20 protein-coding genes are annotated in these 21361 nt (G+C 72.8%); 6 read left to right on the top strand and 14 right to left on the bottom strand.

Features of this window, described 5'->3' with window-relative positions; genetic code table 11:
* Positions 1–58: 58 nt before the first annotated feature.
* The 10 genes from EDD54_RS15200 to EDD54_RS15155 all read right to left on the bottom strand — a co-directional run bounded on the left by EDD54_RS15200 (position 59) and on the right by EDD54_RS15155 (position 12748).
* Positions 59–823 (bottom strand): SDR family NAD(P)-dependent oxidoreductase, encoded by a 765-nt coding sequence (locus EDD54_RS15200; RefSeq protein WP_126537774.1) that lies wholly within the window; start codon positions 821–823, stop codon positions 59–61.
* Positions 824–917: 94 nt separating this feature from the next.
* Positions 918–1673, bottom strand: coding sequence for a histidine utilization transcriptional repressor HutC (gene hutC / locus EDD54_RS15195; RefSeq protein ID WP_126537772.1), 756 nt, complete (start codon positions 1671–1673; stop codon positions 918–920).
* A 146-nt stretch (positions 1674–1819) separates the two neighbouring features.
* Positions 1820–4276 (bottom strand): beta-propeller fold lactonase family protein, encoded by a 2457-nt coding sequence (locus EDD54_RS15190; RefSeq protein WP_165644644.1) that lies wholly within the window; start codon positions 4274–4276, stop codon positions 1820–1822.
* 398 nt (positions 4277–4674) lie between these two features.
* Complete coding sequence (locus EDD54_RS15185; RefSeq protein ID WP_126537768.1) at positions 4675–6858, bottom strand: amylo-alpha-1,6-glucosidase; 2184 nt, start codon at positions 6856–6858, stop codon at positions 4675–4677.
* A complete protein-coding gene (locus EDD54_RS15180) occupies positions 6842–7924 on the bottom strand; it encodes a glycosyltransferase family 4 protein (protein ID WP_126537766.1) in 1083 nt (360 codons plus the stop codon). Before EDD54_RS15180 ends, EDD54_RS15185 begins: the two co-directional genes overlap by 17 nt.
* Before the next feature lie 115 nt (positions 7925–8039).
* The gene (locus EDD54_RS15175; RefSeq protein ID WP_126537764.1) at positions 8040–9017 is read right to left on the bottom strand and encodes a glycosyltransferase family 2 protein; all 978 of its coding nucleotides are present in this window, start codon (positions 9015–9017) and stop codon (positions 8040–8042) included.
* Positions 9014–10522 (bottom strand): glycosyltransferase family 39 protein, encoded by a 1509-nt coding sequence (locus EDD54_RS15170; protein WP_166653457.1) that lies wholly within the window; start codon positions 10520–10522, stop codon positions 9014–9016. The genes EDD54_RS15175 and EDD54_RS15170 overlap by 4 nt, the downstream gene beginning before the upstream one ends.
* A gap of 128 nt (positions 10523–10650) precedes the next feature.
* On the bottom strand, positions 10651–11508 hold the full coding sequence (locus EDD54_RS15165; RefSeq protein WP_126537760.1) for an SDR family oxidoreductase: 858 nt from the start codon (positions 11506–11508) through the stop codon (positions 10651–10653).
* Positions 11509–11562: 54 nt separating this feature from the next.
* On the bottom strand, positions 11563–12177 hold the full coding sequence (locus tag EDD54_RS15160; protein ID WP_245515786.1) for a cysteine hydrolase family protein: 615 nt from the start codon (positions 12175–12177) through the stop codon (positions 11563–11565).
* A gap of 79 nt (positions 12178–12256) precedes the next feature.
* The gene (locus EDD54_RS15155) at positions 12257–12748 is read right to left on the bottom strand and encodes a YciE/YciF ferroxidase family protein (RefSeq protein ID WP_126537758.1); all 492 of its coding nucleotides are present in this window, start codon (positions 12746–12748) and stop codon (positions 12257–12259) included.
* Positions 12749–12898: 150 nt separating this feature from the next.
* Here EDD54_RS15155 and EDD54_RS15150 point away from each other — a divergent pair, with 150 nt between their 5' ends.
* Positions 12899–13957, top strand: coding sequence for a polysaccharide pyruvyl transferase family protein (locus tag EDD54_RS15150; RefSeq protein ID WP_126537756.1), 1059 nt, complete (start codon positions 12899–12901; stop codon positions 13955–13957).
* A gap of 57 nt (positions 13958–14014) precedes the next feature.
* Here EDD54_RS15150 and EDD54_RS15145 read toward each other — a convergent pair whose 3' ends face one another.
* Positions 14015–15247 (bottom strand): DNA topoisomerase IB, encoded by a 1233-nt coding sequence (locus EDD54_RS15145; protein ID WP_126537754.1) that lies wholly within the window; start codon positions 15245–15247, stop codon positions 14015–14017.
* Between the two features lie 89 nt (positions 15248–15336).
* Between EDD54_RS15145 and EDD54_RS15140 the strand changes: the two genes are divergently transcribed.
* On the top strand, positions 15337–15636 hold the full coding sequence (locus EDD54_RS15140) for a hypothetical protein (RefSeq protein ID WP_126537752.1): 300 nt from the start codon (positions 15337–15339) through the stop codon (positions 15634–15636).
* A gap of 4 nt (positions 15637–15640) precedes the next feature.
* On the opposite strand, the gene EDD54_RS15135 is transcribed toward EDD54_RS15140, so the two are convergent.
* Complete coding sequence (locus EDD54_RS15135) at positions 15641–15928, bottom strand: hypothetical protein (RefSeq protein WP_126537750.1); 288 nt, start codon at positions 15926–15928, stop codon at positions 15641–15643.
* Positions 15929–16049: 121 nt separating this feature from the next.
* Between EDD54_RS15135 and EDD54_RS15130 the strand changes: the two genes are divergently transcribed.
* From EDD54_RS15130 to EDD54_RS15115, 4 genes are read left to right on the top strand one after another with little or no spacing between them, the layout of a single operon-like run.
* Positions 16050–16625 carry a DUF1003 domain-containing protein gene (locus tag EDD54_RS15130; protein WP_126537748.1) on the top strand — a complete coding sequence of 192 codons (576 nt, stop codon included), beginning with the start codon at positions 16050–16052 and terminating at the stop codon, positions 16623–16625.
* Positions 16626–16649: 24 nt separating this feature from the next.
* A complete protein-coding gene (locus tag EDD54_RS15125; RefSeq protein ID WP_207620442.1) occupies positions 16650–17747 on the top strand; it encodes an inositol-3-phosphate synthase in 1098 nt (365 codons plus the stop codon).
* A 35-nt stretch (positions 17748–17782) separates the two neighbouring features.
* Positions 17783–18547 (top strand): TIGR04290 family methyltransferase, encoded by a 765-nt coding sequence (locus tag EDD54_RS15120; RefSeq protein WP_126541764.1) that lies wholly within the window; start codon positions 17783–17785, stop codon positions 18545–18547.
* Positions 18544–19440, top strand: a complete 897-nt coding sequence (locus EDD54_RS15115) for a glycoside hydrolase 5 family protein (protein ID WP_126537746.1) — start codon at positions 18544–18546, stop codon at positions 19438–19440. The genes EDD54_RS15120 and EDD54_RS15115 overlap by 4 nt, the downstream gene beginning before the upstream one ends.
* 135 nt (positions 19441–19575) lie before the next feature.
* On the opposite strand, the gene EDD54_RS15110 is transcribed toward EDD54_RS15115, so the two are convergent.
* Both EDD54_RS15110 and EDD54_RS15105 read right to left on the bottom strand, forming a co-directional pair.
* Positions 19576–19980: a DUF4279 domain-containing protein gene (locus EDD54_RS15110; RefSeq protein WP_165644585.1), complete on the bottom strand. Its 405-nt coding sequence runs from the start codon at positions 19978–19980 to the stop codon at positions 19576–19578.
* Between the two features lie 293 nt (positions 19981–20273).
* On the bottom strand, positions 20274–21338 hold the full coding sequence (locus tag EDD54_RS15105; protein WP_126537742.1) for a UDP-glucuronic acid decarboxylase family protein: 1065 nt from the start codon (positions 21336–21338) through the stop codon (positions 20274–20276).
* Positions 21339–21361: the final 23 nt, after the last annotated feature.

Below are 21361 nucleotides of genomic sequence, written 5' to 3'. Positions count from 1 at the left end.
CCTCGTCGGCGGGCCGAGCCCGCGCGCGGCGGCTGAAGGGAAAGGGCGGGGGAGGGGCTCAGATCGCGGCGAGATAGCCGCCGTCGACGGCGATGCACTCCCCGGTGACGTAGGCGGAGGCGCGGCTCGCCAGGAACACCGCGACCCCGGCGAGGTCGTCGAGGTCGCCGAAGCGGCGCTGCGGGATCTTGGCGAGCATGCCCGCGCTCCAGGCCTCGTCCTCGTAGAAGCGGTCGGTCATGGCGGTCCGGAAGTAGCCGGGCGCGATCGCGTTGACGCGGATGCCCGCCGCGGCCCATTCGGTGGCGAGGCCGCGCGTCATGCCGAGGAGGCCCGACTTCGACGAACCGTAGGGCACCGCGGTGGGGATGCCGACGTAGGACGTCAGCGAGCAGAGGTTCACGATCGCCCCGCCGCCGGCGCCGGCCATGATCCGCGCCGCCGCCTGGGCGCAGAAGAACGCGCCCTTGAGGTTGGTGTCGACGATCCGCTCCCAGAGCTCCTCGTCGACGTCGAGCGATGGCCGGACGTCCTCGGTGCCGGCGTTGTTGACGAGGATGTCGAGCCCGCCGAGCGCCGCCGCCGCCGCGTCCACCCCGGCGCGGCAGGCGGCGACGTCGCGCACGTCCATCGCCACCGCGGTGGTCCGCCGGCCGAGCGCAGTGATCGCCGCCACGGTCTCGGAAAGGTCCTCCGCCCGGCGCGCCGAGACGGCGACGTCGGCGCCGGCCCCGGCCAGCGCCAGCGCGATCGCGCGGCCGATGCCCCGGCTGGCGCCGGTGACGAGCGCCTTGCGGCCGGAAAGGTCGAACAGCCCGGTCATGTCCGCTCCGAGGGAAGGTCGACGGCCACCGAGGGCAGTGGCCAAGTATGTATAGACATGGAACAATACCAAGCCGTTGCCGTCAACCGCCCGGTCACGTCGGCGCCCGCGCCTGCGCCGGCGTGAAGCGGGCCTGCAGGGCGTGGCGGTGGCCGGGATAGGTCAGGGTGACGTGGGTGACGAAGGCGCCGGCGAGCGCGGTGCGCCGCTCGACGACGAGGCAGGCCCGGCCGGGGCGGATCGCCAGCAGCTCGGCGGTCTCGCCGTCGGCCTCGACGGCGCGGACGACGTGCTCGGCCGAGCTCCACGGCACCTGCCGGAGCAGCCAGACGCCGGGCGCTTCGGCCGAGAAGTCCTCCGCCTCCGCCTCCGGCACCGCCGCGAGGTTGACGATGCGCTCCTCGAGGCAGAACGGCTCGGGTCCGGCCGAATGCAGGCAGACGAGGTGCAGCACGGTGCCGCCGGCGGGAAGTTCCAGTCGGGCGCGGTCGGCGGCGGTCGCCTTGCGCCGGCCGCGGCGGACGAGCCGGTAGCCGTAGGCGAGGCCGAGCGCGGCGACCTCGGCGGCGATGTCGCGGATCTCCATCACAGCGGCCTGCGAGGTCGGCGTCCGCACGAAGGAGCCGGAGCGCTTGCGCCGCTCGATCAGGCCGCTCTTGGCGAGCTGGGTCAGCACCTTGTTGACCGTCATCCGCGAGCAGCCGTAGGCGGCGGCGAGGTCGACCTCGAACGGGATCCGGTGCCCCGGCGGCCACGCCCCGGAGATGATCCGGCCCTCGATGTCCGCGAGGATCGTCTGGTGCAGCGAGGCGTCCCGCTCGTCGCCCGCCGTCTCGTCCCGTTCCGTCACCCGTCCGGTCCCCGTGGCCACCCGCCCGTCGGTGCCGACCGTAGCGCAAGCCTCGGCAGGCGCAAGCGCAGCGGTCGCCGGTGCGCAAACGGCGACGGCCGCGGCGAGGAGACTCGCTGCGGCCGCTGTTTTCGTCCCTGGTCCGATCAGAACGGCTGGGTCTGCGTCCCGATCGATTCCAGGAAGCGGACCAGCTTCTTGCGATCGGCGAGGTCGCCCAGCACGTCGGGGATGGTGCCCTTGGCGGTGCGGTGGTCGACGTCGGACACGACGCAGGCCAGCGTCTCGCAGGCGCCGTTGTGGTAGTAGGGCGGCGTCGCGAAGGCGCCGAGCAGCGCCGGCGGCACGTAGCCGGCACCCTTGCCGTCACCGTTGTAGTCGATGCCGAGCGCGTCCTGCGGGGGCTGCGACACGCCGGCCACGATGTTCGGCGCGGCCTTTTCCGGGGCGCCGACGTTCTTGCCGATGCCGTTGCCCTTGCCGGCGACGCCGAGGTTGAAGGAGTCGATGTCCTTCAGGAACGCCGGCAGGAACTGCACGCCCACCGGATTGCCCGTCACGTTGGCCGTGGTACAGGCCGAACCGACCGGCGCGGCCGCCCCGAGATCGCGCTCGCAGGCGATGGCGGAGGTCGGCGGCGGCGACGGGAAGTTCTTCAGCGCCCGCGACCAGATCCCGCCGTTGTGGCAGGTGGCGCAGCGCTGGGCCGCGTAGAGGGCCCGGCCCGCGGCGATGTCGGCGGCGGGCACGCCGCCGGCAACCTGCGCGTCCGTGAGCGGCGGGGTCGGCACGCGGACCGCGTTCTGCACCCATTCCTTGAGGGCGGTCAGCGCCTTGATCTGCGAGGAACTGCCGGCCGGGTTCACGGTCATCTCGCGCCGGCCGACGTTGCGCTTGGCGAGCGGGACGATGACGCAGGGCGGCCGGTTCTTGTTGCCGGTGTCGGCGATCATCAGGCCGTGGTTCGGGTCGAAGGTGCTGGTCGCGGTGTTCGGGTTGGCGCAGGGGCCCGGCGTCGCCACCGCGCCCGGACCGGAGACGTTGCGGATGTTGAGCTCGAAGTCCTCGACCTCGTCGAAGATACCGGAGTAATTCAGGATCTTCTGCTGCTGCCGGTTGCGCGGATTGAAGGTGCCGGCGAGGTTGACCGACTTGCGCGGGCCGGACGGGAACGACCAGATCACGCCGTCGCTCCAGCCGTCGAAGTGGCAGCTGGCGCAGTTCTGCCAGCCCTCCGACGACAGCCGGTCGTGCAGCGCGACGCTCGCCGGCCCGACGAAGTTGCCGCGCGAGGAGAAGAACATCTCCGCGCCGGTGAGGTTGATCTCGGCGTCCGAGCCCGGCGTCGGCCGGCTCGCCGTCTGGATCACGTCGACCACGGTGTCCGTGGTCAGGTCCACCTTGCTGACGTTGCCGGAGACGAAGTTGGCGACGTAGGCGACCTTGCCGTTGCGGGTGATCGCGAGGCCGAGCGGGTTCTTGCCGGCGTTGAGGCCCGACGTCTCCGGGTTGGCGGGATCGTTGAGGTCGATGTAGCGCGTGGTGTCGGCGTCGCCGGTGAACGACAGGTTGCCGGCCGCGTCGACGTTCAGCTTGACCAGGAGGTCGCTGCCCGACGATACCGCGTAGGCGTTGCCGTCGCCGCTCTGGTTGGTGAAGGCGATCGCCCAGGCGTTGGCGAAGAACAGCTTGGTCTTGCCGGGCTCGGGATCACGGGCGCCGACGTTGAGGTTGAGCGCGCCGAAGTCGGTCAGGTTGCCGGTACCGACGCCGTCGACGATGTTGACGAAGGCCTGGGTCGAGTTGGCGAACTGCACCGGCCCCTGCGGCGAGGCGGCGATGTTCGGCAGGTAGGCCCGGCTGCCGCGGATCACGATGCTCTGCATCTGGTTGGGGAAGGCGAGCGTCTCGTCGGGCACGCCGTCGCCGGTGCTGTCGATCTTGAAGCCGGTCCGGCTCGCCCCGAGCGGGGTCGCCTCCACCGCCCTGTAGTCGGCGATCTTCGTGCTCGCCGTGTCGATCGACACCCGGCAGACCACGCCCTCCTTGCCGGAATCGAGCGCCTGCCGGCCGTTGGTGCGCGTGAACGACAGGAAGCGCGTCACGTAGAGCTGCCGGCTGTCGGCGGTGATCGCCATGCCGCGCGGCTGGAAGTGGCGGTTGCGGTCGCCGACGTTGCAGACGCTGTTGCGCACGTCGACCCGCCCGATCGACGCATTGGTCGCGGTGTCGACGACGGTGATGGTGTCCTGGCCGCTGTTGGCGACGAAGACGCGCTTGCCGTCGGGCGAGATCACCACGTTCCAGGGCTCGGCGCCCGTGGTGACGGTCTTCGTCACCGCGGCCTTGAAGCCGCCGAAGGTGGCGTTGTCGATCTTGATGATCGACAGCGAACTGCCCGCCGCATTCGCCACGTAGGCGAACTTGTTGTCCGGGTCGACGGCGATCGCGCGCGGCTCGTCGCCGACGGCGATCGTCTTCAGCACCTGGTGCTTGTCGTTGCGGATCACCGAGACGGTGTCGTCGCGCGGATTGACAACCCACGTCAGCCGCCCGTCGAGCGACAGCACGATCGGGCTCGAACTGGTCGGACCGTCGAACACGGCCGCGTCCGCGGGCCCTGCCGCGGTGACCCATAGGCACAGACATGCGCCCGCCGCGCGGGCGAGGCCCGCGCCGGATGTAGATGTCATGGTCGTCTCCCGAGATGTCCAGATGACGCGCCGGCCGCCCCTCGGCCGGCGCCGTAGAAATCATGTGGGACGCACGGCCTGCCGGCTGTTCCCCCGGGTACATCCGGGTGTGCGCGCCGGCTCGAAAATCATGGTTCGTTCAAGATACGGCCGGCGCCGGCCCAGTTGCCGCACGCCGATAAGGGATCTCCCCATCCCGGAAACACATTACGACGCGACCCCTTGTTGCACAAGGAGAACGGGGTGACGGAACGCGGAAAATGCGGGCACCCGACCGATCCGGTCGGATGCCGTCGCCTCTGTCCCGCTCACGTCTCGACCGTGACGCCGACCTCGCCGCGGCGCTCCAGCACCGACACCGCCGCGCCGTCGCGGACCCGGCGCACCTCGACGTCGAGCGAGCCGCGCCCGACCGCGAGGCCGCGGATGGTGACGACGTCCAGGAAGTCGGGCAGGTGAGGGCCGCGGAACACCGCCCGTCCCGCCGCGGCGTCGATCGTCAGACCGAGCGAGGCCTGCAGCAGGGCGAGCGGCGCCGCCGCCGCCCAGGCCTGCGGCGCGCAGGCGACCGGATAGGCCACCGGCCCCTGCGAGCGCATCCGCGCGAAGCCGCAGAAGAGTTCCGGCATCCGCCGGACGTCGAAGTAGACCGAGGCGCGGAACAGGCCCTCGAACACCCGCGCCACCGCGTCGCCGTGGCCGTAGCGGGAAAGACCCAGCGCGATCAGGGCGTTGTCGTGCGGCCAGACCGAGCCGTTGTGGTAGCTCATCGGGTTGTAGCGCGCCTCGCCGGCCGCGATGGTCCGGATGCCCCAGCCCGAATGCCCGGCGGTGCCGGTCAGGCCGTCGGCGACCGCGGCGGCGCGGTCGGGACGGGCGATGCCGGCGAACAGGGCGTGGCCGGCGTTGGAACTGCGCACCCGGCACGGCCGCTTCTCGCCGTCGAGGGCGAGGACGTAGGTGCCGAGCCCGGGGTCGAAGAAGGCGGCGTCGAAGGCGTCGGCGAGCGCGTCGGCGCGGGCGTCGAGGCGCGCGGCCGTCGCGCCCTGGTCGAGCGCGCGTGCGATCGCGGCGGCGGCGCGGAAGGCCGCGAAGGCATAGGCCTGTACCTCGACGATGGCGATCGGGCCGCGGGCGAGTTCCCCGTCGGCGTGGAACACGCTGTCGTGGCTGTCCTTCCAGCCCTGGTTGACGAGGCCGTCGCCGCTGCGGCGGCCGTATTCGACGAAGCCGTCGCCGTCGCGGTCGCCGTGCTCGACGATCCAGCCGATCGCGGCCTCGACCGCCGGCCACAGCACCCGCACGGCCGCGACGTCGCCGGTGCGCTCGAGGAAGGCGCCGGCCAGCATGACGAACAGCGGCGTGGAGTCGACGCTGCCGTAGTAGCGCCGGAACGGCACCTCGCCGAGTTCGGCCATCTCGCCGTAGCGCACCTCGTGCAGGATCTTGCCGGGCTCGGCGTCGGCGGTCGGGTCGAAGGCGGTCGCCTGGTTGGCGGCGAGGTGGAACAGCACGCCGCGCGCGATCGCCGGGTCGCTCCACAGCGTCTCGAAGGCGGTGACGATGGCGTCGCGGCCGAACACCGTCGAGAACCACGGCACTCCGGCGTAGGGGTAGGGCCCGTCCGGCTTGTCGGTGACCAGCATGGCGAGGTCGGCCGCGGCGCGCCGCAGACCCTCGTCGAAGTGGCCGTTGGAGGTCGTCACCGCCGCCGCGCGCGCGAGCCGCAGCCGGAGCGCCGTCCGCGAGGCCTGCAGCGCGGCGCGGAAGGCGAGCCTCGCGCCGAGGGCCGGCGGCGCGCCGTCGCAGCGGATTTCCACGAACACCACCCGCGTCTCGCCGGGCGCCAGCGTCATCCGGAACGTCGCCCGGTCGGCGGCGAGCGTGTCCGGCGCCGGCTCGAAGCGCAGCGTGGTGCGCCGGGTCCGGTCGTCGAGGCCGGTGTAGGCGAGCGCGACCGTGTCGGCCCCGACCAGCGGCGGCGCCGTGGTGCCGCGCCTCAGCCGGCGCGCGCCGCGGATCTCGAACAGGTCGACGAAGTCGGCGCCGAAGGCGAGCGCGATCTCGACCCGCCGCGGCCGGACGTCGAAGTTGCGCACCGCGAGGCTCTCGTGGCAGGCGGCCCGGTGCAGGAAGCGCGACCGGCGCAGGTGCACCAGCCCGTGGGTCAGCGGCGGCAGGCCGTCGGGGTCTGGCAGGTCGGGGTTGGTGAGGTCGCAGGTCAGCGTGCCGTTGTCGTCGCGCACCGTCGAACTCAGCGGCAGCGGCCGCACCCCGGCGATGGTGAGCATGAACATCGAGAGGTGGCGCACGTCGCGGTGGATCATGCCGTGCGCCGCCCCCGGCACGGCATCGCCGCGGGTGTCGAACACGGCGAAGGTGTCGTCGTGCTTCAGCGTGCGCGGATCGGTCTCGACGGGGCCGCTCGCCGCCACGGCATAGTCCGGCTCGGTCGGCACGTCGGCGGCGCGCAGGTTAGGCATTGGCGTCATGACGGCCCTCCAGCAGCATCTCGGTGGGGGCGTGCCGGCGCGGCGGGGCGAGGCGGCGGTAGAGCGCGAGATAGTCGCGCGCCATCCGCGCCGCCGAGAAGCGCCGCTCGAACACCCGGCGGATCGCCGCGCGATCGAGCGCCAGCGCCTCCGGCAACCGCCGCACCGCCTCCTCGACCGATCCGACCAGGCAGCCGGTGACGCCGTCCTCGAGCACCTCGGGCACCGAGCCGCGGGCGAACGCCAGCACCGGCGTGCCGCAGGACATCGCCTCGATCATCACGAGGCCGAAGGGTTCCGGCCAGTCGATCGGAAACATGAGCGCCGCCGCGCCGCCGAGGAAGGTCGCCTTCTCGCGCTCGTCGATCTCGCCAATGAACTCGACCCCGGGCGTCGCCTCCACCAGCGGCCGGATCGCCGTCTCCCAGTAGTCGATGTCGGCGCGGTCGACCTTGGCGGCGATCTTCAGCGGCATCCCCGCCCGGGCGGCGATCTCGATGGCGCGGTCGGGCCGCTTCTCCGGCGAGATCCGGCCGAGGAAGGCGAGATAGCCCTCCGGCCGTGGCGAGAACGGCAGCAGGTCGGTCGGCAGGCCGTGGTGGATGGTGGCCGCCCAGCGCACCGGCGGCATCGGCCGGCGCTGGTGGTCGGAGATCGAGATCAGCGGGTAGTCGTCGAACAACTCGTAGAGCCGATGCGTCGCCGGCAGGTCGAGGCGGCCGTGCAGCGTGGTCGGGCAGCGCGCCGCGTGTTCGCGCAGGATCGGATAGTGCAGCACGTCGAGATGGACGTGGATCACGTCGAAGTCGTCGGCGCGGGCGAGCACCTCCTCGAGCATGATCAGGTGGTGCACCAGCGGGTCGGGCGCGCCGGGCGAGAGGCGCAGCCCCATCTCCGACATCGGCACGAGCTTCGCCGAAGTCAGCGAGTCCCCGGAGGCGTAGAGCGTGACGTCGTGGCCGGCGCGGACCAGTTCGTCGGTGAGATAGGCGACGATCCGCTCGGTCCCGCCGTAGCGGCGAGGCGGCACGCTCTCGACGAGCGGGGCGACTTGGGCGATGCGCATGGGTGCCTCTCCTCGGGGCGGGCGCACCACGGATCCTCCCCCCGCGGGGCGGCGTCCGGCCTCCGTCCCGCCCCAACACCCGTGGGGCCCCCCGAGTTTCAACGACGCCGCGCGTTCAGGGGCGCGGAACGCCGTCTCCTTCCGCCGGCACGCCCCGCCGCACGGTGTCGACCACGTAGACCGGGCGTCCCTTGACCTCGACGAACAGCCGGCCGAGGTATTCGCCGATCACCCCGAGGGTGATGAGCTGGATGCCGCCGAGCAGCAGCACCACCGTCATCAGCGAGGCGTAGCCCGGCACGTCGCGGCCGAGCAGCAGCGTCTTGGCGACGATCACCGCCGCATAGACGATCGCCGCCCCGGCGACCGCGGCCCCGACGTAGCTCCAGATCCGGAGCGGCATCGAGGAGAAGCAGGTGAAGCCGTCGAGCGCCAGCCGCCACAGCCGCCGCGCGTTGAACTTGGTGCGCCCGGCGCGGCGCGGCGCCCGCGCGTAGGGCACCGGCACCGCGCGGAAGCCGACCCAGGCGAACAGGCCCTTCATGAAGCGGACCCGCTCGGGCAACAGGTTCAGCGCGTCGACGACGCGCCGGTCCATCAGGCGGAAGTCGCCGGTGTTCTCCGGGATCGGCAGGTCGGAGGTCTTGTTGAAGATGCGGTAGAACCACAGCGCCGACTGCCGCTTCAGGAAGCTGTCGGTGCCGCGGTCCTCGCGCAGGCCGTAGGCGACGTCGTAGCCCTCGCGCCACTTGGCGAGGAGCAGCGGGATCACCGCCGGCGGGTCCTGCAGGTCGACGTCCATCGGCACCACCACGTCGCCGGTGGCGGCGGCGAGCCCCGCGGTCAGCGCCGCCTCCTTGCCGAAGTTGCGCGACAGCGTCACGACCACGCAGCGCGGATCGGCGGCGAGCGCCGCCTCCAGCACCGCCGGCGTGGCGTCGGTGCTGCCGTCGTCGACGAACACGATCTCGAGCCGCGCCGCCGGCAGCGCGTCGGTCAGCGCGGCGAGGAACACCGGCACCGCCTCGGCCTCGTTCAGCACGGGCACGACGATCGAGATCAGCGGGTCGGCGGGGCGGGCGGGCGCGGTCATGGCGTCACCGGGGAGCCTTCGGGGATCACCGGCGCCGGCGTGCCCGGCGCGCGGATCGCGTAGGCGAGGCGAACGCTCCTGCCGTCGCCGGGCGAGAACGGCACCTCGATCGTGCCGGTGGCGGCGAACGGGCCCCACCAGGACGGCGGCGCCTCGCCGTCGTCCGTCCGGACGAACAGCACGCCGTCGCGCTCCACCCGCTCCGGCGTGATCCAGGGATTGCGCGCGTAGTCGGCGTCGACGAAGCCGGACGTGCCGGCGTCGTGCTCGGCCACCACCAGCCCCGCGATCCAGGTGTTGCCGGCGACGATCCGCGGCGCGCCCCCGACCGCGTCGGCCCCGAGCGCATCCACCCACGCCGCGTCGAGTTCGGCGGCGATCGCCGCCGCCGGCCACGCGGTCTTCTGCGGCTTCAGGCCGGCGATCGGGCCGAACAGCGAGATCGCCGCCACCACCACCGGCACCGCGACGGTCAGCGCCATCCAGGCGCTGGCGAGCCGGCCCGGCCGGCGCGGCGGGGTCGCGGCGGCCGCGGCCGCCAGCGGCACGAACACGATCGCCGGTGCGCCCCACATGTCGCGCAGGCCGACGCCCATGGCGAGGCCGTAGAGCGCCATCGCCGCCAGCGGCGCGAAGGCGAGGGCGATGAGCCCGGCGTCCGGCCGCCGCTCGCGCCGCGACACCCCGGCGATCGCCAGCAGCACGGCGACGGGCGCGAGGTCGAGCGCCTGCGCCGCCAGGAACTTCAGCGGCGCCAGCACGACGGCGGCGCCCGCGACCGTCTCCGACCGTCCGGCCGCGTAGACCAGCGGCTGGAAGTCGCTCGCTACCAGCCAGCGCAAGTGCGGCACCGACACCGCGACCGCCAGCACCCCGGCGAGCCACGGGCCCGGCCGGGTCAGGCTGCGCCAGCCGTTCGGATGCACGACGAGCGCCGCCGCGAGGCCGACGACCAGGAAGATCACGCTGTATTTCGCGTGCAGCGCCGCCGCCAGCGCGAGGCCGAGTGCCACCCACCAGCCGAGACCGCCGCGGTCGAGCGCGCGGCGGAGCGCGAGGCCGGCGAAGGCCCAGATCGGCATCTGCACGACGTTGGCGTTGAACTCGGGCACCGGCACGGTGGCGTACCACGTGCAGAGCAGCAGCAGCGCCCCGCGCCGGCCGGCGCCGGCGTCGCCGAGGTCGCGGCCGAAACGTTCCACGCAGACGGCCGTGGCGGCGAGGCAGAGCGCGGAGAGGAGGTAGACCCCGGCGTGACCGAGGGCGACGTCGGCGGACCACGCCAGCCAGGCCTGCAGCGGCGGGTGCTTGTAGGTCCCGAGCGGCCATTCCCGCCCCCACAGCAGGTTCTCGGCGACATCGAGCGGCACCGCCCGGAAGGCGAGCGCGGGCAGCAGCGTCCACAACACGACGTAGCCGAGCAGCAGCAGGCCGAACGGCCCGCCGTGGCCGCGCGCGGCGGGTTGCGGCGGGGTCGTGACCGGACGGTCGGGGGCGACGTTCAAGGCCTCGGGCGCTCCGGCGGACAGGGATCGGCGGGCCGCGACGCCGCGAGCCCGGGGCTCGCCGATGTCCATACGCCGCCGCCCCGGCCGAGGGCAACCGTGACGCTACGGACCTCGCCCCTCCCGGCTCACAGGAACGGCTTGCCGCCGGTCACCGCCACGGTCGCGCCCGAGACGTAGCTCGACTTCGGGTCGGCCAGCATCACGTAGGTGGTCGCGAGTTCGGCCGGCTGGCCGGGTCGGCCCATCGGCACCGACTTGCCGAAGCTCGCCACCATGTCCGGCGGCATCGTCGAGGGGATCAGCGGGGTCCAGATCGGCCCCGGCGCCACCGCGTTGACGCGGATGCCGCGCGGCGCCAGCAGCTGGGCGAGTCCGGCCGTGAGGTTGTGGATCGCACCCTTGGTGGTGGCGTAGGCGAGGAGGTTCGGGTTCGGCGCGTCCGAGTTGATCGAGGCGGTGTTGATGATCGATCCGCCCCGGCCCATGTGCTTCATCGCCGCCTTGGTCAGGCGGAACATCGCATGCAGGTTCACCTCGAAGGTGTGCGCCCACTCCTCGTCCGAGATGTCCTCGATCTCGGCAAAGCTCGCCTGATGGGCGGCGTTGTTGACGAGGATGTCGAGGCCGCCGAGTTCGGTCGCCGCCTCGTCCACGAGGGCGCGGCAGAAGCGGGGGTCGGAAATGTCGCCGGAGACCAGGACCGCCTTCCGGCCGGCCTCCTCGACGAGGCGCCGGGTCTCCTCGGCGTCGTCGTCCTCGTCGAGATAGGCGATGCAGACGTCGGCGCCCTCGCGGGCGAAGGCGATGCAGACGGCGCGGCCGATGCCGCTGTCGCCGCCGGTGACGAGCGCCTTGAGGCCGGCGAGCCGGCTCGAGCCGACGTAGGAGGTCTCGCCGTGGTCCGGCCGTGGGTCCATGGCGTCGGTGTGGCCGGGCATCGGCTGTTGCTGTTCGGGCATCGGCGGTGTCGGGAATCCGGACATGCGGGGTCTCCGGGAAAGGGGATCGGGAAACGGAACGGGGTCGGGAGCCCGGCGTCAGGCCGGGGCGGTCCACGCGGCCAGGATCTCGGCGGTGTCGGCCACCTCCACCTGAACCGACAGGCGGGTGTCGAGCATGGCGAGCACCGCGTCGTGGCCGGCGTCGGCCGAGGAGCAGACGGCGTCGCGGGCGAGCACGGTGCGGAAACCACAGTCGACCGCGTCGAACAGGGTGGCGAGCACGCAGACGTCGGTTTCGGCGCCGCTGAGGATCAGCGTATCGGCGCGGAGCGCGGCGAACAGCGACGGCAGCGTCGGCGACGAGAAGGCGGAATAGCGGCCCTTGTCGACCACGTGCGCCGGGGGCACGAAGCGGGAGAGTTCCGGGACGAGGGCCAGAAGTCCGTCGTCGAGCTGCTCGCGGGTCACCTGACGCCACTTCTCGTAGTAGCTCCGCCACGCTCCGCCGACGGTATCGGGCGTGTGCGGCGGCACGAAGCGGGTGAAGACGCTGCGCTCGGGGTCGTGGTCGGCGAGGGCCACCACGGCGGGCAGCACCCGCGCGGCCCACGGCGCCGGCCACGGGCCGCCGGGCGCGAACAGCCGCTGCATGTCGAGGCAGAGATGAACCGCGCCGGGACCGATCGGTCCGTTGACCAGCCCGCTGCCCACGCCGAGGCACTCCTCCTCGCTTCGCCGAAAGGGGCGCGCCGGGCGGCGCGTGATCGCGGTCCGCCCGGCGCGTTCGGCGTCAGGCCGCCTTCTGGTTGACGCTCTGCTCGGCGAGCCGCGAGAGGAGCGCGTCGGTCTCCTTCTCCTCCTTCAGCGTCGCTTCGAGCAGCGGCACGGCGTCGGTCAGGCCGAGCTGGCCGGCCCAGGTCTTCAGGGTGCCGTAGCGGGAGATCTCGTAGTGCTCCACGGCCTGCGCCGCCGAGAGCAGGCCGGCGTCGAGGGCGTCCGAGCCGGCGAAGTCCTCCATGATCTCCTTGCCCTCCTCGACGATGCCGACGATCGCCGGGCACATCTTGCCGCGGGCGGGCTTGCCGACCATCTCGAACACCTGCTCCAGGCGCTCGATCTGTCCCTCGGTCTGCTCCTGGTGCGTCTTGAAGGCGTTCTTCAGGTCTTCCGACTGCGCATTTCTGGCCATCTTCGGCAGCGCGCGCAGGATCTGCTTCTCGGCGTAATAGATGTCCTTCAGGGTTTCTACGAAGAGTTCCTGCAGGGACTTTTCCTGTGCCATTGCGATGCTCCTTGCCGTCGCGGGTGGGAATGCCGACCGAACGCCACGACCACGGGCAATGTTCCAGGCCGGCGACGGGGGAACGTGGTCGGGCGCCGGTCGTTGGGCAGCCGTCGCCCGACCATCGCCAACCCCGGGGAGAGCCGTGCCGTGACCGGCCGTATCGCGTTGCTGACCTTCCACCGCCGTGTCGACTACGGGTCCTATTGGCAGACCCGCTGCCTGCTCGCCGGCCTCGCCCGCCGCGGCCACGCCGCCGTGGTCGCCGACCACGCCTCGGACCATGTGCGCCGGGCCGAACTCGCTTGCGCCCTGGCGCCGCTCGGCGACGGCCCGGCGGCGCGCGCCGACGTGCCGGACAAGGTCGCCAGGATCCGCGCCTTCCGCCGTGCGGTGGCGGAACTGCCGCTGTCGAAGCGCTTCGACATCGCCCGCCCCGAGACCATGGAGCCCGCCGACCTCGCCCTGTTCGGCGGCGACGAGATCTGGAACCCGCACCATCCATGGTACGGCGGCGCGCCGCTGTTCTTCGGCGGCGGCGTTCCCGCACGCCGCTACGTCGCCTACGCCGCCGGTGCCGGCGGCCATGACGCCACCCTCGGGTTCGACGCCGACCGTTCCGCCCGTCTCGGCGCCTTCGCCGACGTCTCGGTGCGCGACGACAACACCCGCCGTCTCTGTCGCGACGCCACCGGCCGCGAGCCCGAGATCGTGCTCGATCCCTGCCTGCAGTTCCCGCCGCCGCACGAGGCGCCGGACGCCGAGGGTCCGCCCTGCATCGTCGTCTACGGCCACGGATTCCCCCGCTGGTTCGCGGACGCCGTCGTCGCCTTCGCCCGCCGCCGCGCCCTGCCGATCGTCGGCGTCGGCCATCGCAGCGCCGTCGCCGACGAGCAGCGTCTCGCCGCCGGCCCCGAGGAGTTCCGCCGCCTGATGGCATCCGCCGCCGCCGTCGTCACCAACGTGTTCCACGGCTGCGTCTTCGCGCTCGCCTTCGGCCGCCCCTTCGTCGCGGCGGCTTCGCCCGCCCGACGCGACGATCTCCGCGACCTCGTGGCGCTCGTGGGCGCGCAGCACCACGTCGTCGACGAGACCCGCGCCGCGACGGTGGACACGGTCCTGTCCGCCCCGGCGGACGCGGTCGTGCGGCGCCGCATCGAGGCCCTGCGCGCCCGTTCCGACGCCTTCCTCGACCGCGTGCTGGGTTGACGCGTCGTCTCCGATCGAACGGCCGAAACGGCCGCCGACGGCACTTCGACGGCCGCCCTATGCACCCGACCCGGCCGGCCCCCTCCGCCGGCCGCGCGTCGCGGATTTGGCGGCGCGCGGCGGCTCGGGCGGCCGATCGTGGTGCCGGGCGTGCCGGATCAGCCCGGCCAGCACCTCGGCGCGCCGCACGGCCGACCGGCAGCGCTTCAGCCGTCTGGCGAAGCGGGCGAGCGTGCCGTCCTCGAAGGCGCGCACCACGGCGGGCAGCAAGTAGCTGCGCCGGCAGATCGCCGGCGTGTTGCGCAGCACCTCCGCCGCCTCGCGGATCGCCTTCGCAACCTGGGCGTTGCGCCGGCGCTCGCTGGTCTCCGGTTCGACGCCCGCGAGCGCGTGGAGCACGCCGGCCGAGGCGACCAGCGTCCGGAAATCCTTCAAGGACACCGCCGTGCCGGCGATCTCCCGCAGGTAGGCGTTGACCTCTCCCGACGCGACCGGCCGCGGCGTCCCGTCCTCGCCGCGATATTGGAACAGCCGCCGCCCCGGCAGTTCGGCGAGCGCCGCTAGCACCCCGGCGAGGCGGTCGTCGGTCACCGGACAGACCACCGCCTTGTCGCCCTTGGCGCGGAACCGCAATTCGACCCGCCCGCCGACGCGGCGGAGGTCGGACTTCAGCAGCGTCGCCGCCCCACGGGTGCCGTGCTCGCGGGCGTAGCTCTCGCCGCCCGGCCGGATCGCGGTCTGGGTGACCAGTTCCACGACCGCCGCCAGCGCCAGCCGGCGCTCGCCGGGCGCGGCTGCGAGGTCGCGGACGATCCGGCGGCGGATCCGCGGCAGCGCGGTGGCGAGCCGGGCGAGCCGGTCGGCCTTCAGGCGCTCGCGCACCTCCTCCCACAGCGCGTGGTAGCGGTACTGCTGCCGTCCTTCGGCGTCGCGGCCGATCGCCTGCAGGTGCGCGTTCGGGTCGGGGGCGTAGCCGACCGCCACGTAGGCCGGCGGCACCGCGAGGGCGACGAGGCGCGCCTTCACGGCGGGATCGCGGATCGGCCGCCCTTCGCCGTCGAGGTAGACGAAGCCGCGCCCCGAGCGCCGGCGGGACCACGACAGCGCCTCCGGTCCCACCATGACGAGCCCGAGCCGGCGCGCGAGGGCGGCCGCGCCGCGCCGCCGGGCGGCTGCGCGGCGCCCGGACGGCGAGGAGCGCACGGCCTCCGTCCCGCCCGCTGCGGTGGGGGCGAGATCCGCGTCCGGCTCCGATCCGGTGGCACCGTCGTCCGCTCCGGTCCGCTTCATCGCATCCGTCCGTTCCGCCCCGTCGAGGAACACGGGTTCGGTGCGCTTGTTCCGGGACGGGGGCGGACGCCGACAGGGGAGTTTCCGACGTGGCCGATCCGAACCAGATGCGCCGTGCCATCGACACCGGCCGGACCCGCGACAAGGTCGAAGCGCCCGATCCCGCAGCCGCCCCGTTCGGCACCGACGACGAGGCCGCCGGCGTGCCGCCGGTCGAGGAAGATCTGCCGCCCGACGCCGGCCGCCACGTCGTCGACGCCGGTCAGGCCGCCTCCGAGCGCCCGGCGGACGAGCGCCGCTTCGACGACGCCCGCCGCCGCGGCGTGCCGTGGCTGCCGGTCGCCGCCGGGCTGATCGCGATCGCCGTCCTGGTGGTCGTGCTGGTCTGATCCGTCAGCCCCGGCCGCGGTCGCGGGCGCGGCCGACCGCGCTGGCGACCGCCTGGAAGCCGCCGTCGCCGTCCCGTGCCGCCGCCCGCAGGAAGGCGATCGGGAAGCGCACGGCCTCCGCCTCGGCGGCGCTGACGTTGCGCGCGGCGAGGTCGCGCCGCACGGCCACTTCGGCCTCGGCGAGCGCCTCGTCGATGGCGCCCTCGGGCAGGCCGCCGCGGCGCTCCAGCGTGGAGAGGACGCGGGCGAGGGCGATCAGCAGGCCCTCGAGCTGCAGGTTGGCGGTGTTCATCGGTGCGCTCCGGCTCGGGCGTGGTCTCGACACCGTCCCAACGCGCCGCACGGCCGCGAGGTCCCTCCGTCGCGCGGAACGGCGGCTCCCCGCCGGCGTTCGGGTGGACCGGAGGTGAGGCATGGCTCGGACGACGGATCGGCGGCAGGGGCGTGGCGAGCGGGAGCCCTCGATCCTCGCCCGCAACATCGCCGTGCTCGAGGAGCGCCGGCGGCAGACGCGGCGGACGTCGCCGCTGTCCGACCGGATCGCCGCGGCGATCTCCGCCTTCACCGGCTCGATGACCTTCGTGGCGCTGCACGTCGTGGTCTTCGGCGTCTGGATCCTCGCCAACCTCGGCCTCGTGCCGGTGCTGCCGGTCTGGGACGGCGACTTCATCATCCTCGGCACCAGCGCCTCGATCGAGGCGATCTTCCTGTCGACCTTCATCCTGATCACCCAGAACCGGATGGCCGAGGAGGACAACCGCCGCGCCGACCTCGACGTCCAGATCGGCCTGCTCGCCGAGCACGAGATCTCCCGTCTCGCCGTCCTGGTCGCCGCGATCGCCGACAAGCTCGGCGTCGAGGGCCACGTCGATCCCGACGAACTCGACGAGATCGTCACCGACGTCGCCCCCGAGCAGGTGCTCGACCGGCTGGAGCGTCAGGCGGACGGTGGAACATCGCCGCCCGCGGCCGGTTCGGAGGATCGTTGAAGCCGCTCGAACCCGGAGGTCGCCTTGGCCGGACCCATCCGCATCGCGATCGTCGGCGTGGGCAACTGCGCCTCCTCCCTCCTGCAGGGCCTGACCTTTTATCGCGACGCCCGCGCCGGCGAGACGATCCCCGGCCTGATGAACCCGGTGCTCGGCGGCTATGCCGTCGGCGATCTCGAAGTCGTCGCGGCCTTCGACGTCTCCGCCCGCAAGGTCGGCCTCGACGTCGCCGAGGCGATCCTCGCTCCGCCCAACGACACCCGGATCTTCGCGACCGTGCCGCCCACGGGCGTCCGCGTCGCCCGCGGCCCGACCCTCGACGGCATCGGCCGCCATCTCGCCGACGTCGTCCCGGAATCCGACGCGCCGGTCGCCGACGTCGCGCGGATCCTGATCGAGACCCGCACCGACGTGCTCGTCTGCTACCTCCCGGTCGGCTCGGAGGAGGCGGCCGCCTGGTACATGGAGCAGGCCCTCGCCGCCGGCTGCGGCGTCGTCAACTGCCTGCCGGCCTTCGTCGCCTCGAAGCCGGAATGGCGCGCCCGCTTCGCGGAGCGGGGCGTGCCGATCGTCGGCGACGACGTCAAGAGCCAGGTCGGCGCCACCATCGTCCACCGGGTGCTCGCCAACCTCTTCGCCGAACGCGGCGTCCGGCTCGACCACACCTACCAGCTCAACGTCGGCGGCAACGCCGACTTCCGCAACATGCTGGAGCGCGACCGGCTGGTCTCCAAGAAGATCTCGAAGACCCGGGCCGTCACCAGCCAGACGCCGGAGCCGCTGCCGGAGGGTGACGTGCACGTCGGCCCGAGCGACTACGTGCCCTGGCTCACCGACCGCAAGTTCGCCTTCATCCGCCTCGAGGGCACCGGCTTCGGCGGGTCGCCGCTCTCGGCGGAACTGAAGCTCGAGGTCTGGGACTCCCCCAACTCCGCCGGCATCGTGGTCGACGCGATCCGCTGCGTGAAGCTCGCGCTCGACCGCGGCATCGGCGGCGCCCTGGTCGGCCCGTCCGCGTATTTCATGAAGTCGCCGCCGCGCCAGTTCACCGACGCCGAGGCGCGGGCGGCGACGCTCGCATTCGTCGCCGGCGAGCCCGACCGCGACGGGGGCGCGGCGTGACCGGCGAACGGCCGGGCCACGGCCGGCTCCGGGAGATGCCGACGACGCTGTCGCGAGCCGAGATCCGCGACAAGGTGGCCGCCCTCGGCCCCTGGTTCCACAACCTCGACCTCGCCGGCGTGCCGACCGCGCCCGAGCACTTCCTCGGCGACTACCCGCGCGTGAAGTGGCGCCGCTTCGCCGACGCCCTGCCGGCCGACCTCACCGGCCGCAGCGTGCTCGACATCGGCTGCAACGCCGGCTTCCACAGTCTCGAGATGAAGCGCCGCGGCGCCGCGCGGGTGCTCGGCGTCGACTTCGACGACGCCTATCTCGCCCAGGCCCGCTTCGCCGCCGAGGTCACCGGCCTCGACGTCGCGTTCGAGCGGCTGTCGGTCTACGACGTCGCCAGCCTCGGCGAGCGTTTCGACCTCGTGCTGTTCATGGGCGTTTTCTACCACCTGCGCCACCCGCTGCTCGCCCTCGACCTCGTCCGCGAGCACGTCGTCGGCGAGCTCATGGTGTTCCAGTCGATGCAGAGGGGCTCGACCGAGATCGAGGACGTCGGCGAAGACCGTTCGTTCTGGAGCACCGACGGCTTCGACCGGCCGGGCTGGCCGAAGCTGCATTTCGTCGAGCACCGCTATGCCGGCGACCCGACCAACTGGTGGATCCCCAACCGCGCCTGCGTCGAGGCGATGCTGCGCTCGTCGGGCTTCGAGATCACCGCCCACCCCGAGGCCGAGGTCTACCTCTGCCGGCCCGCCGGCCCGCCGGCCGGCGAGGGCGCGGTCCACCCGGCGCGGGGAGCGGGCGCATGATCGAAGCGGCGATGATCTGGAACGAGCCGAACAACAAGTCGCACTGGGATCCCGAGCTCGATCCCGACTGGGCGCTGTTCGCCCGCATGGCGAGCCTCGCCGGCGCCGCGATCCGCGCCGAGGACGCCCGCCTGCCGCGCGTACTCGGCGGCATCTCGCCGATCGACCCGGTCTTCATGTGGAACATGAGGAACCGCGGCGTCCTCGACCACGTCGACGCCGTCGCCGTCCACGGCTTCCCGCTCGACTGGAATCTCTGGCGCATCGAGGAATGGCCTGAAAAGATCGAGGAAATCCGCGGGGTCACCGACCTGCCGATCTGGGTGGCCGAGGTCGGCGTCTCCTCCTTCGGCGCCGACGAGGTGCAGGCCTGGGGCGTCGAGCGCACCGCCGGCCTCCTGCGCGGCCGCGCCCCGCGGGTGCACTGGTACAGCCTGTTCGACCTGCCGCGGGCCTGGGGCGCCACCACCCGCCACAAGGAGGCCGAGGGCTCGTCCTACTACCGGCACTTCCACATGGGCCTGATCCGCGCCGACGGCACCCCGAAGCCCGCCCTCGACGCCTTCGCCCGCCACGTCGACGTCTTCGGACTGGTGCAGTGGTTCCACTTCGAGGACCCGCGCCTCGACGACGCCGTCGCCTGGCTGCGCCGCCTCGGCGTCCGCCACCTGCGCACCGGCCTGTCCTGGGCCGACAGCTTCCGCCCCGGTGCCGACGCCTTCTTCGACCGCATGATGTCCGCCCTCGACGCGTTCGAGGTCACCGTCACCTTCTGCTTCACCCCCGAACACCGCGGCCTCGCCCCGCACCACACCAGCCCCCCGGTCGACCCCGAGGAATTCGCCGCCTTCTGCGCCCGCATGATCCGCCGCTACGGGAACGGTGCGGGGTAGGCGGAGGGAGGATCGGTTGCCAGAGCCCCGGGAGGTCGTCGCTCGACGTCGCGTGCGCTCGGCCCGTACCCGGGTGGTCGACGTGCCGGCCGGACGCGGCGTCGCGGCGGGCTGCTCGGATCGATCCCGATCGTCTCAGCCGGTGTCCGACGTGCGGTCGAAGATGTCGACACCCCATTCGATCCGGCATTCGACCAGCGTCGCCATCTGCTCGACGGTCAGGCCGATCGCATTCTGAAATTCCGTATCGACGTAGAGTCCGCCGTAGATGTGGACGCTTTCCGGCCTCACCACCTCTCTCATCGTCGCAAAACGGGCGCCGCGGCCCGAGATCCGGCTGAGCAGGATGTCCAGGAAGCGCTCGTGATCTTCGTACGTGTCCATCCGGTCGTCGACCGACAGGCGCCACTGCGACTTCCGGTGAGGCCGTCCGGTCCTCGAGGGCTCGCCGGCTCGACTCGTGTATGTCGGTTCGACCCCGAGTATCTCCGTGATACGGCTCGGGTCGGCCTCGAACCCGGTGATGACCAACGCGAGCATGGCAGGGTCCCAGGGGATGTGCAGGCGCGAGCGTGGCCGACCTGCATGGTTGAACGCCGCACGCCGAGCGACCGGTCGGGACGACGGCTGCTCGACTTCGGGACGCGGAAACATCCGAGCCGTTCGCGAGCAGACCGCGCTCGAGGACGCATCCGTCGTTCTGCGACCCGTGGTTTCACCCTCTCAGGACTTGGAACTTCGGGCAAGGGGACGGATCGCAAGACCAAGCTCAAGTTGCGTTCCAGTCCCTGCGGGAGCCGACGCCCTCTACCCTCCGACGCAGGTCGCCCCCATCAAGCCCCCGCCCCGCCGTCGCTCCACACGGGGCCCGTCCGCAGCACGGCGTGGCCGTTGCGGGGACGGGTGGCGAGGGGGCGTTCGGCGGCGGCGCGAGCCTCGGCGGCGAAGTGGGCGACAGTGCGTTCGAGGCCGACCGCGAGCGGCACCGTCGGCGTCCAGCCGAGCACCCGGCGGGCGAGCGCGATGTCGGGCCGGCGCCGGCGCGGGTCGTCGACCGGCAGCGGCCGCTGGACGATGGCCGAGCGCGAGCCGGTCGTCCGCACGACCGCCTCGGCGAGTTCGCGCACCGAGAGCTCCACCGGATTGCCGAGGTTGATCGCGCCCCGGTAGTCGTTCTCGTGCAGCATCAGCCGCATCAGGCCGTCGACGAGGTCGTCGACGTAGCAGAAGGAGCGCGTCTGCGAGCCGTCGCTGTAGAGGGTGACGTCGTCGCCGGCGAGCGCCTGGGTGATCGCGTTGGAAACGATGCGGCCGTCGTCGGCGCGCATGCGCGGGCCGTAGGTGTTGAAGATCCGCGCCACCCGGGCGTCGCCGCGGCGGGCGCGCAGGTGGTCGAAGGTCAGCGTCTCCGCGGCGCGCTTGCCCTCGTCGTAGCAGGCGCGCGGGCCGGTCGGGTTGACGTGGCCCCAGTAGCTCTCGCGCTGCGGATGCACTTCCGGGTCGCCGTAGACCTCGCTGGTCGAGGCCAAGAAGAAGCGCGCCCCTTGCACCGCCGACAGCGCCAGCAGATGGCGGGTGCCGAGCACGTTGGTCAGCAGCGTGTGCTCGGGGTCGGCCTGGTAGTGCGGCGGCGAAGCGGCCGAGGCGAGGTTGAACACGTGGGTGAAACGCCGGCCGGCCCGCGTCAGCCGCGGCGGCAGCGGCTCCATCACGTCGGCCTCGACGAGGTCGAAGCGCGGCTCGCGCTCGAGGTGGCGCAGGTTGTCGTAGCGGCCGGTATGGAAACTGTCGACCGCCACCACGCTCCAGCCGCGCGCCAGCAGGGCGTCGCAGAGGTGCGATCCGATGAAGCCGGCGCCGCCGGCGACGAGGGCGAGGGGTTCCGCGCGATGGGCCATGGACGTTCCTTGTCGGTGCCGCG

The organism is Oharaeibacter diazotrophicus (assembly GCF_004362745.1).
Lineage (GTDB): Bacteria > Pseudomonadota > Alphaproteobacteria > Rhizobiales > Pleomorphomonadaceae > Oharaeibacter > Oharaeibacter diazotrophicus.
The sequence above is the reverse complement of the archived record's forward strand: the minus strand, read 5'-3'. Positions and strand labels throughout refer to the sequence as shown.

Excerpts from the sequence above, each read along its gene's own strand:
- EDD54_RS15200 (WP_126537774.1), bottom strand. The coding sequence starts at position 823 with ATGACCGGGCTGTTCGACCTTTCCGGCCGCAAGGCGCTCGTCACCGGC.
- EDD54_RS15185 (WP_126537768.1), bottom strand. The coding sequence starts at position 6,858 with ATGACGCCAATGCCTAACCTGCGCGCCGCCGACGTGCCGACCGAGCCG.
- EDD54_RS15180 (WP_126537766.1), bottom strand. The coding sequence starts at position 7,924 with ATGCGCATCGCCCAAGTCGCCCCGCTCGTCGAGAGCGTGCCGCCTCGC.
- EDD54_RS15175 (WP_126537764.1), bottom strand. The coding sequence starts at position 9,017 with ATGACCGCGCCCGCCCGCCCCGCCGACCCGCTGATCTCGATCGTCGTG.
- EDD54_RS15165 (WP_126537760.1), bottom strand. The coding sequence starts at position 11,508 with ATGTCCGGATTCCCGACACCGCCGATGCCCGAACAGCAACAGCCGATG.
- EDD54_RS15155 (WP_126537758.1), bottom strand. The coding sequence starts at position 12,748 with ATGGCACAGGAAAAGTCCCTGCAGGAACTCTTCGTAGAAACCCTGAAG.
- EDD54_RS15145 (WP_126537754.1), bottom strand. The coding sequence starts at position 15,247 with ATGAAGCGGACCGGAGCGGACGACGGTGCCACCGGATCGGAGCCGGAC.
- EDD54_RS15135 (WP_126537750.1), bottom strand. The coding sequence starts at position 15,928 with ATGAACACCGCCAACCTGCAGCTCGAGGGCCTGCTGATCGCCCTCGCC.
- EDD54_RS15130 (WP_126537748.1), top strand. The coding sequence starts at position 16,050 with ATGGCTCGGACGACGGATCGGCGGCAGGGGCGTGGCGAGCGGGAGCCC.
- EDD54_RS15120 (WP_126541764.1), top strand. The coding sequence starts at position 17,783 with ATGCCGACGACGCTGTCGCGAGCCGAGATCCGCGACAAGGTGGCCGCC.
- EDD54_RS15115 (WP_126537746.1), top strand. The coding sequence starts at position 18,544 with ATGATCGAAGCGGCGATGATCTGGAACGAGCCGAACAACAAGTCGCAC.
- EDD54_RS15110 (WP_165644585.1), bottom strand. The coding sequence starts at position 19,980 with ATGCTCGCGTTGGTCATCACCGGGTTCGAGGCCGACCCGAGCCGTATC.
- EDD54_RS15105 (WP_126537742.1), bottom strand. The coding sequence starts at position 21,338 with ATGGCCCATCGCGCGGAACCCCTCGCCCTCGTCGCCGGCGGCGCCGGC.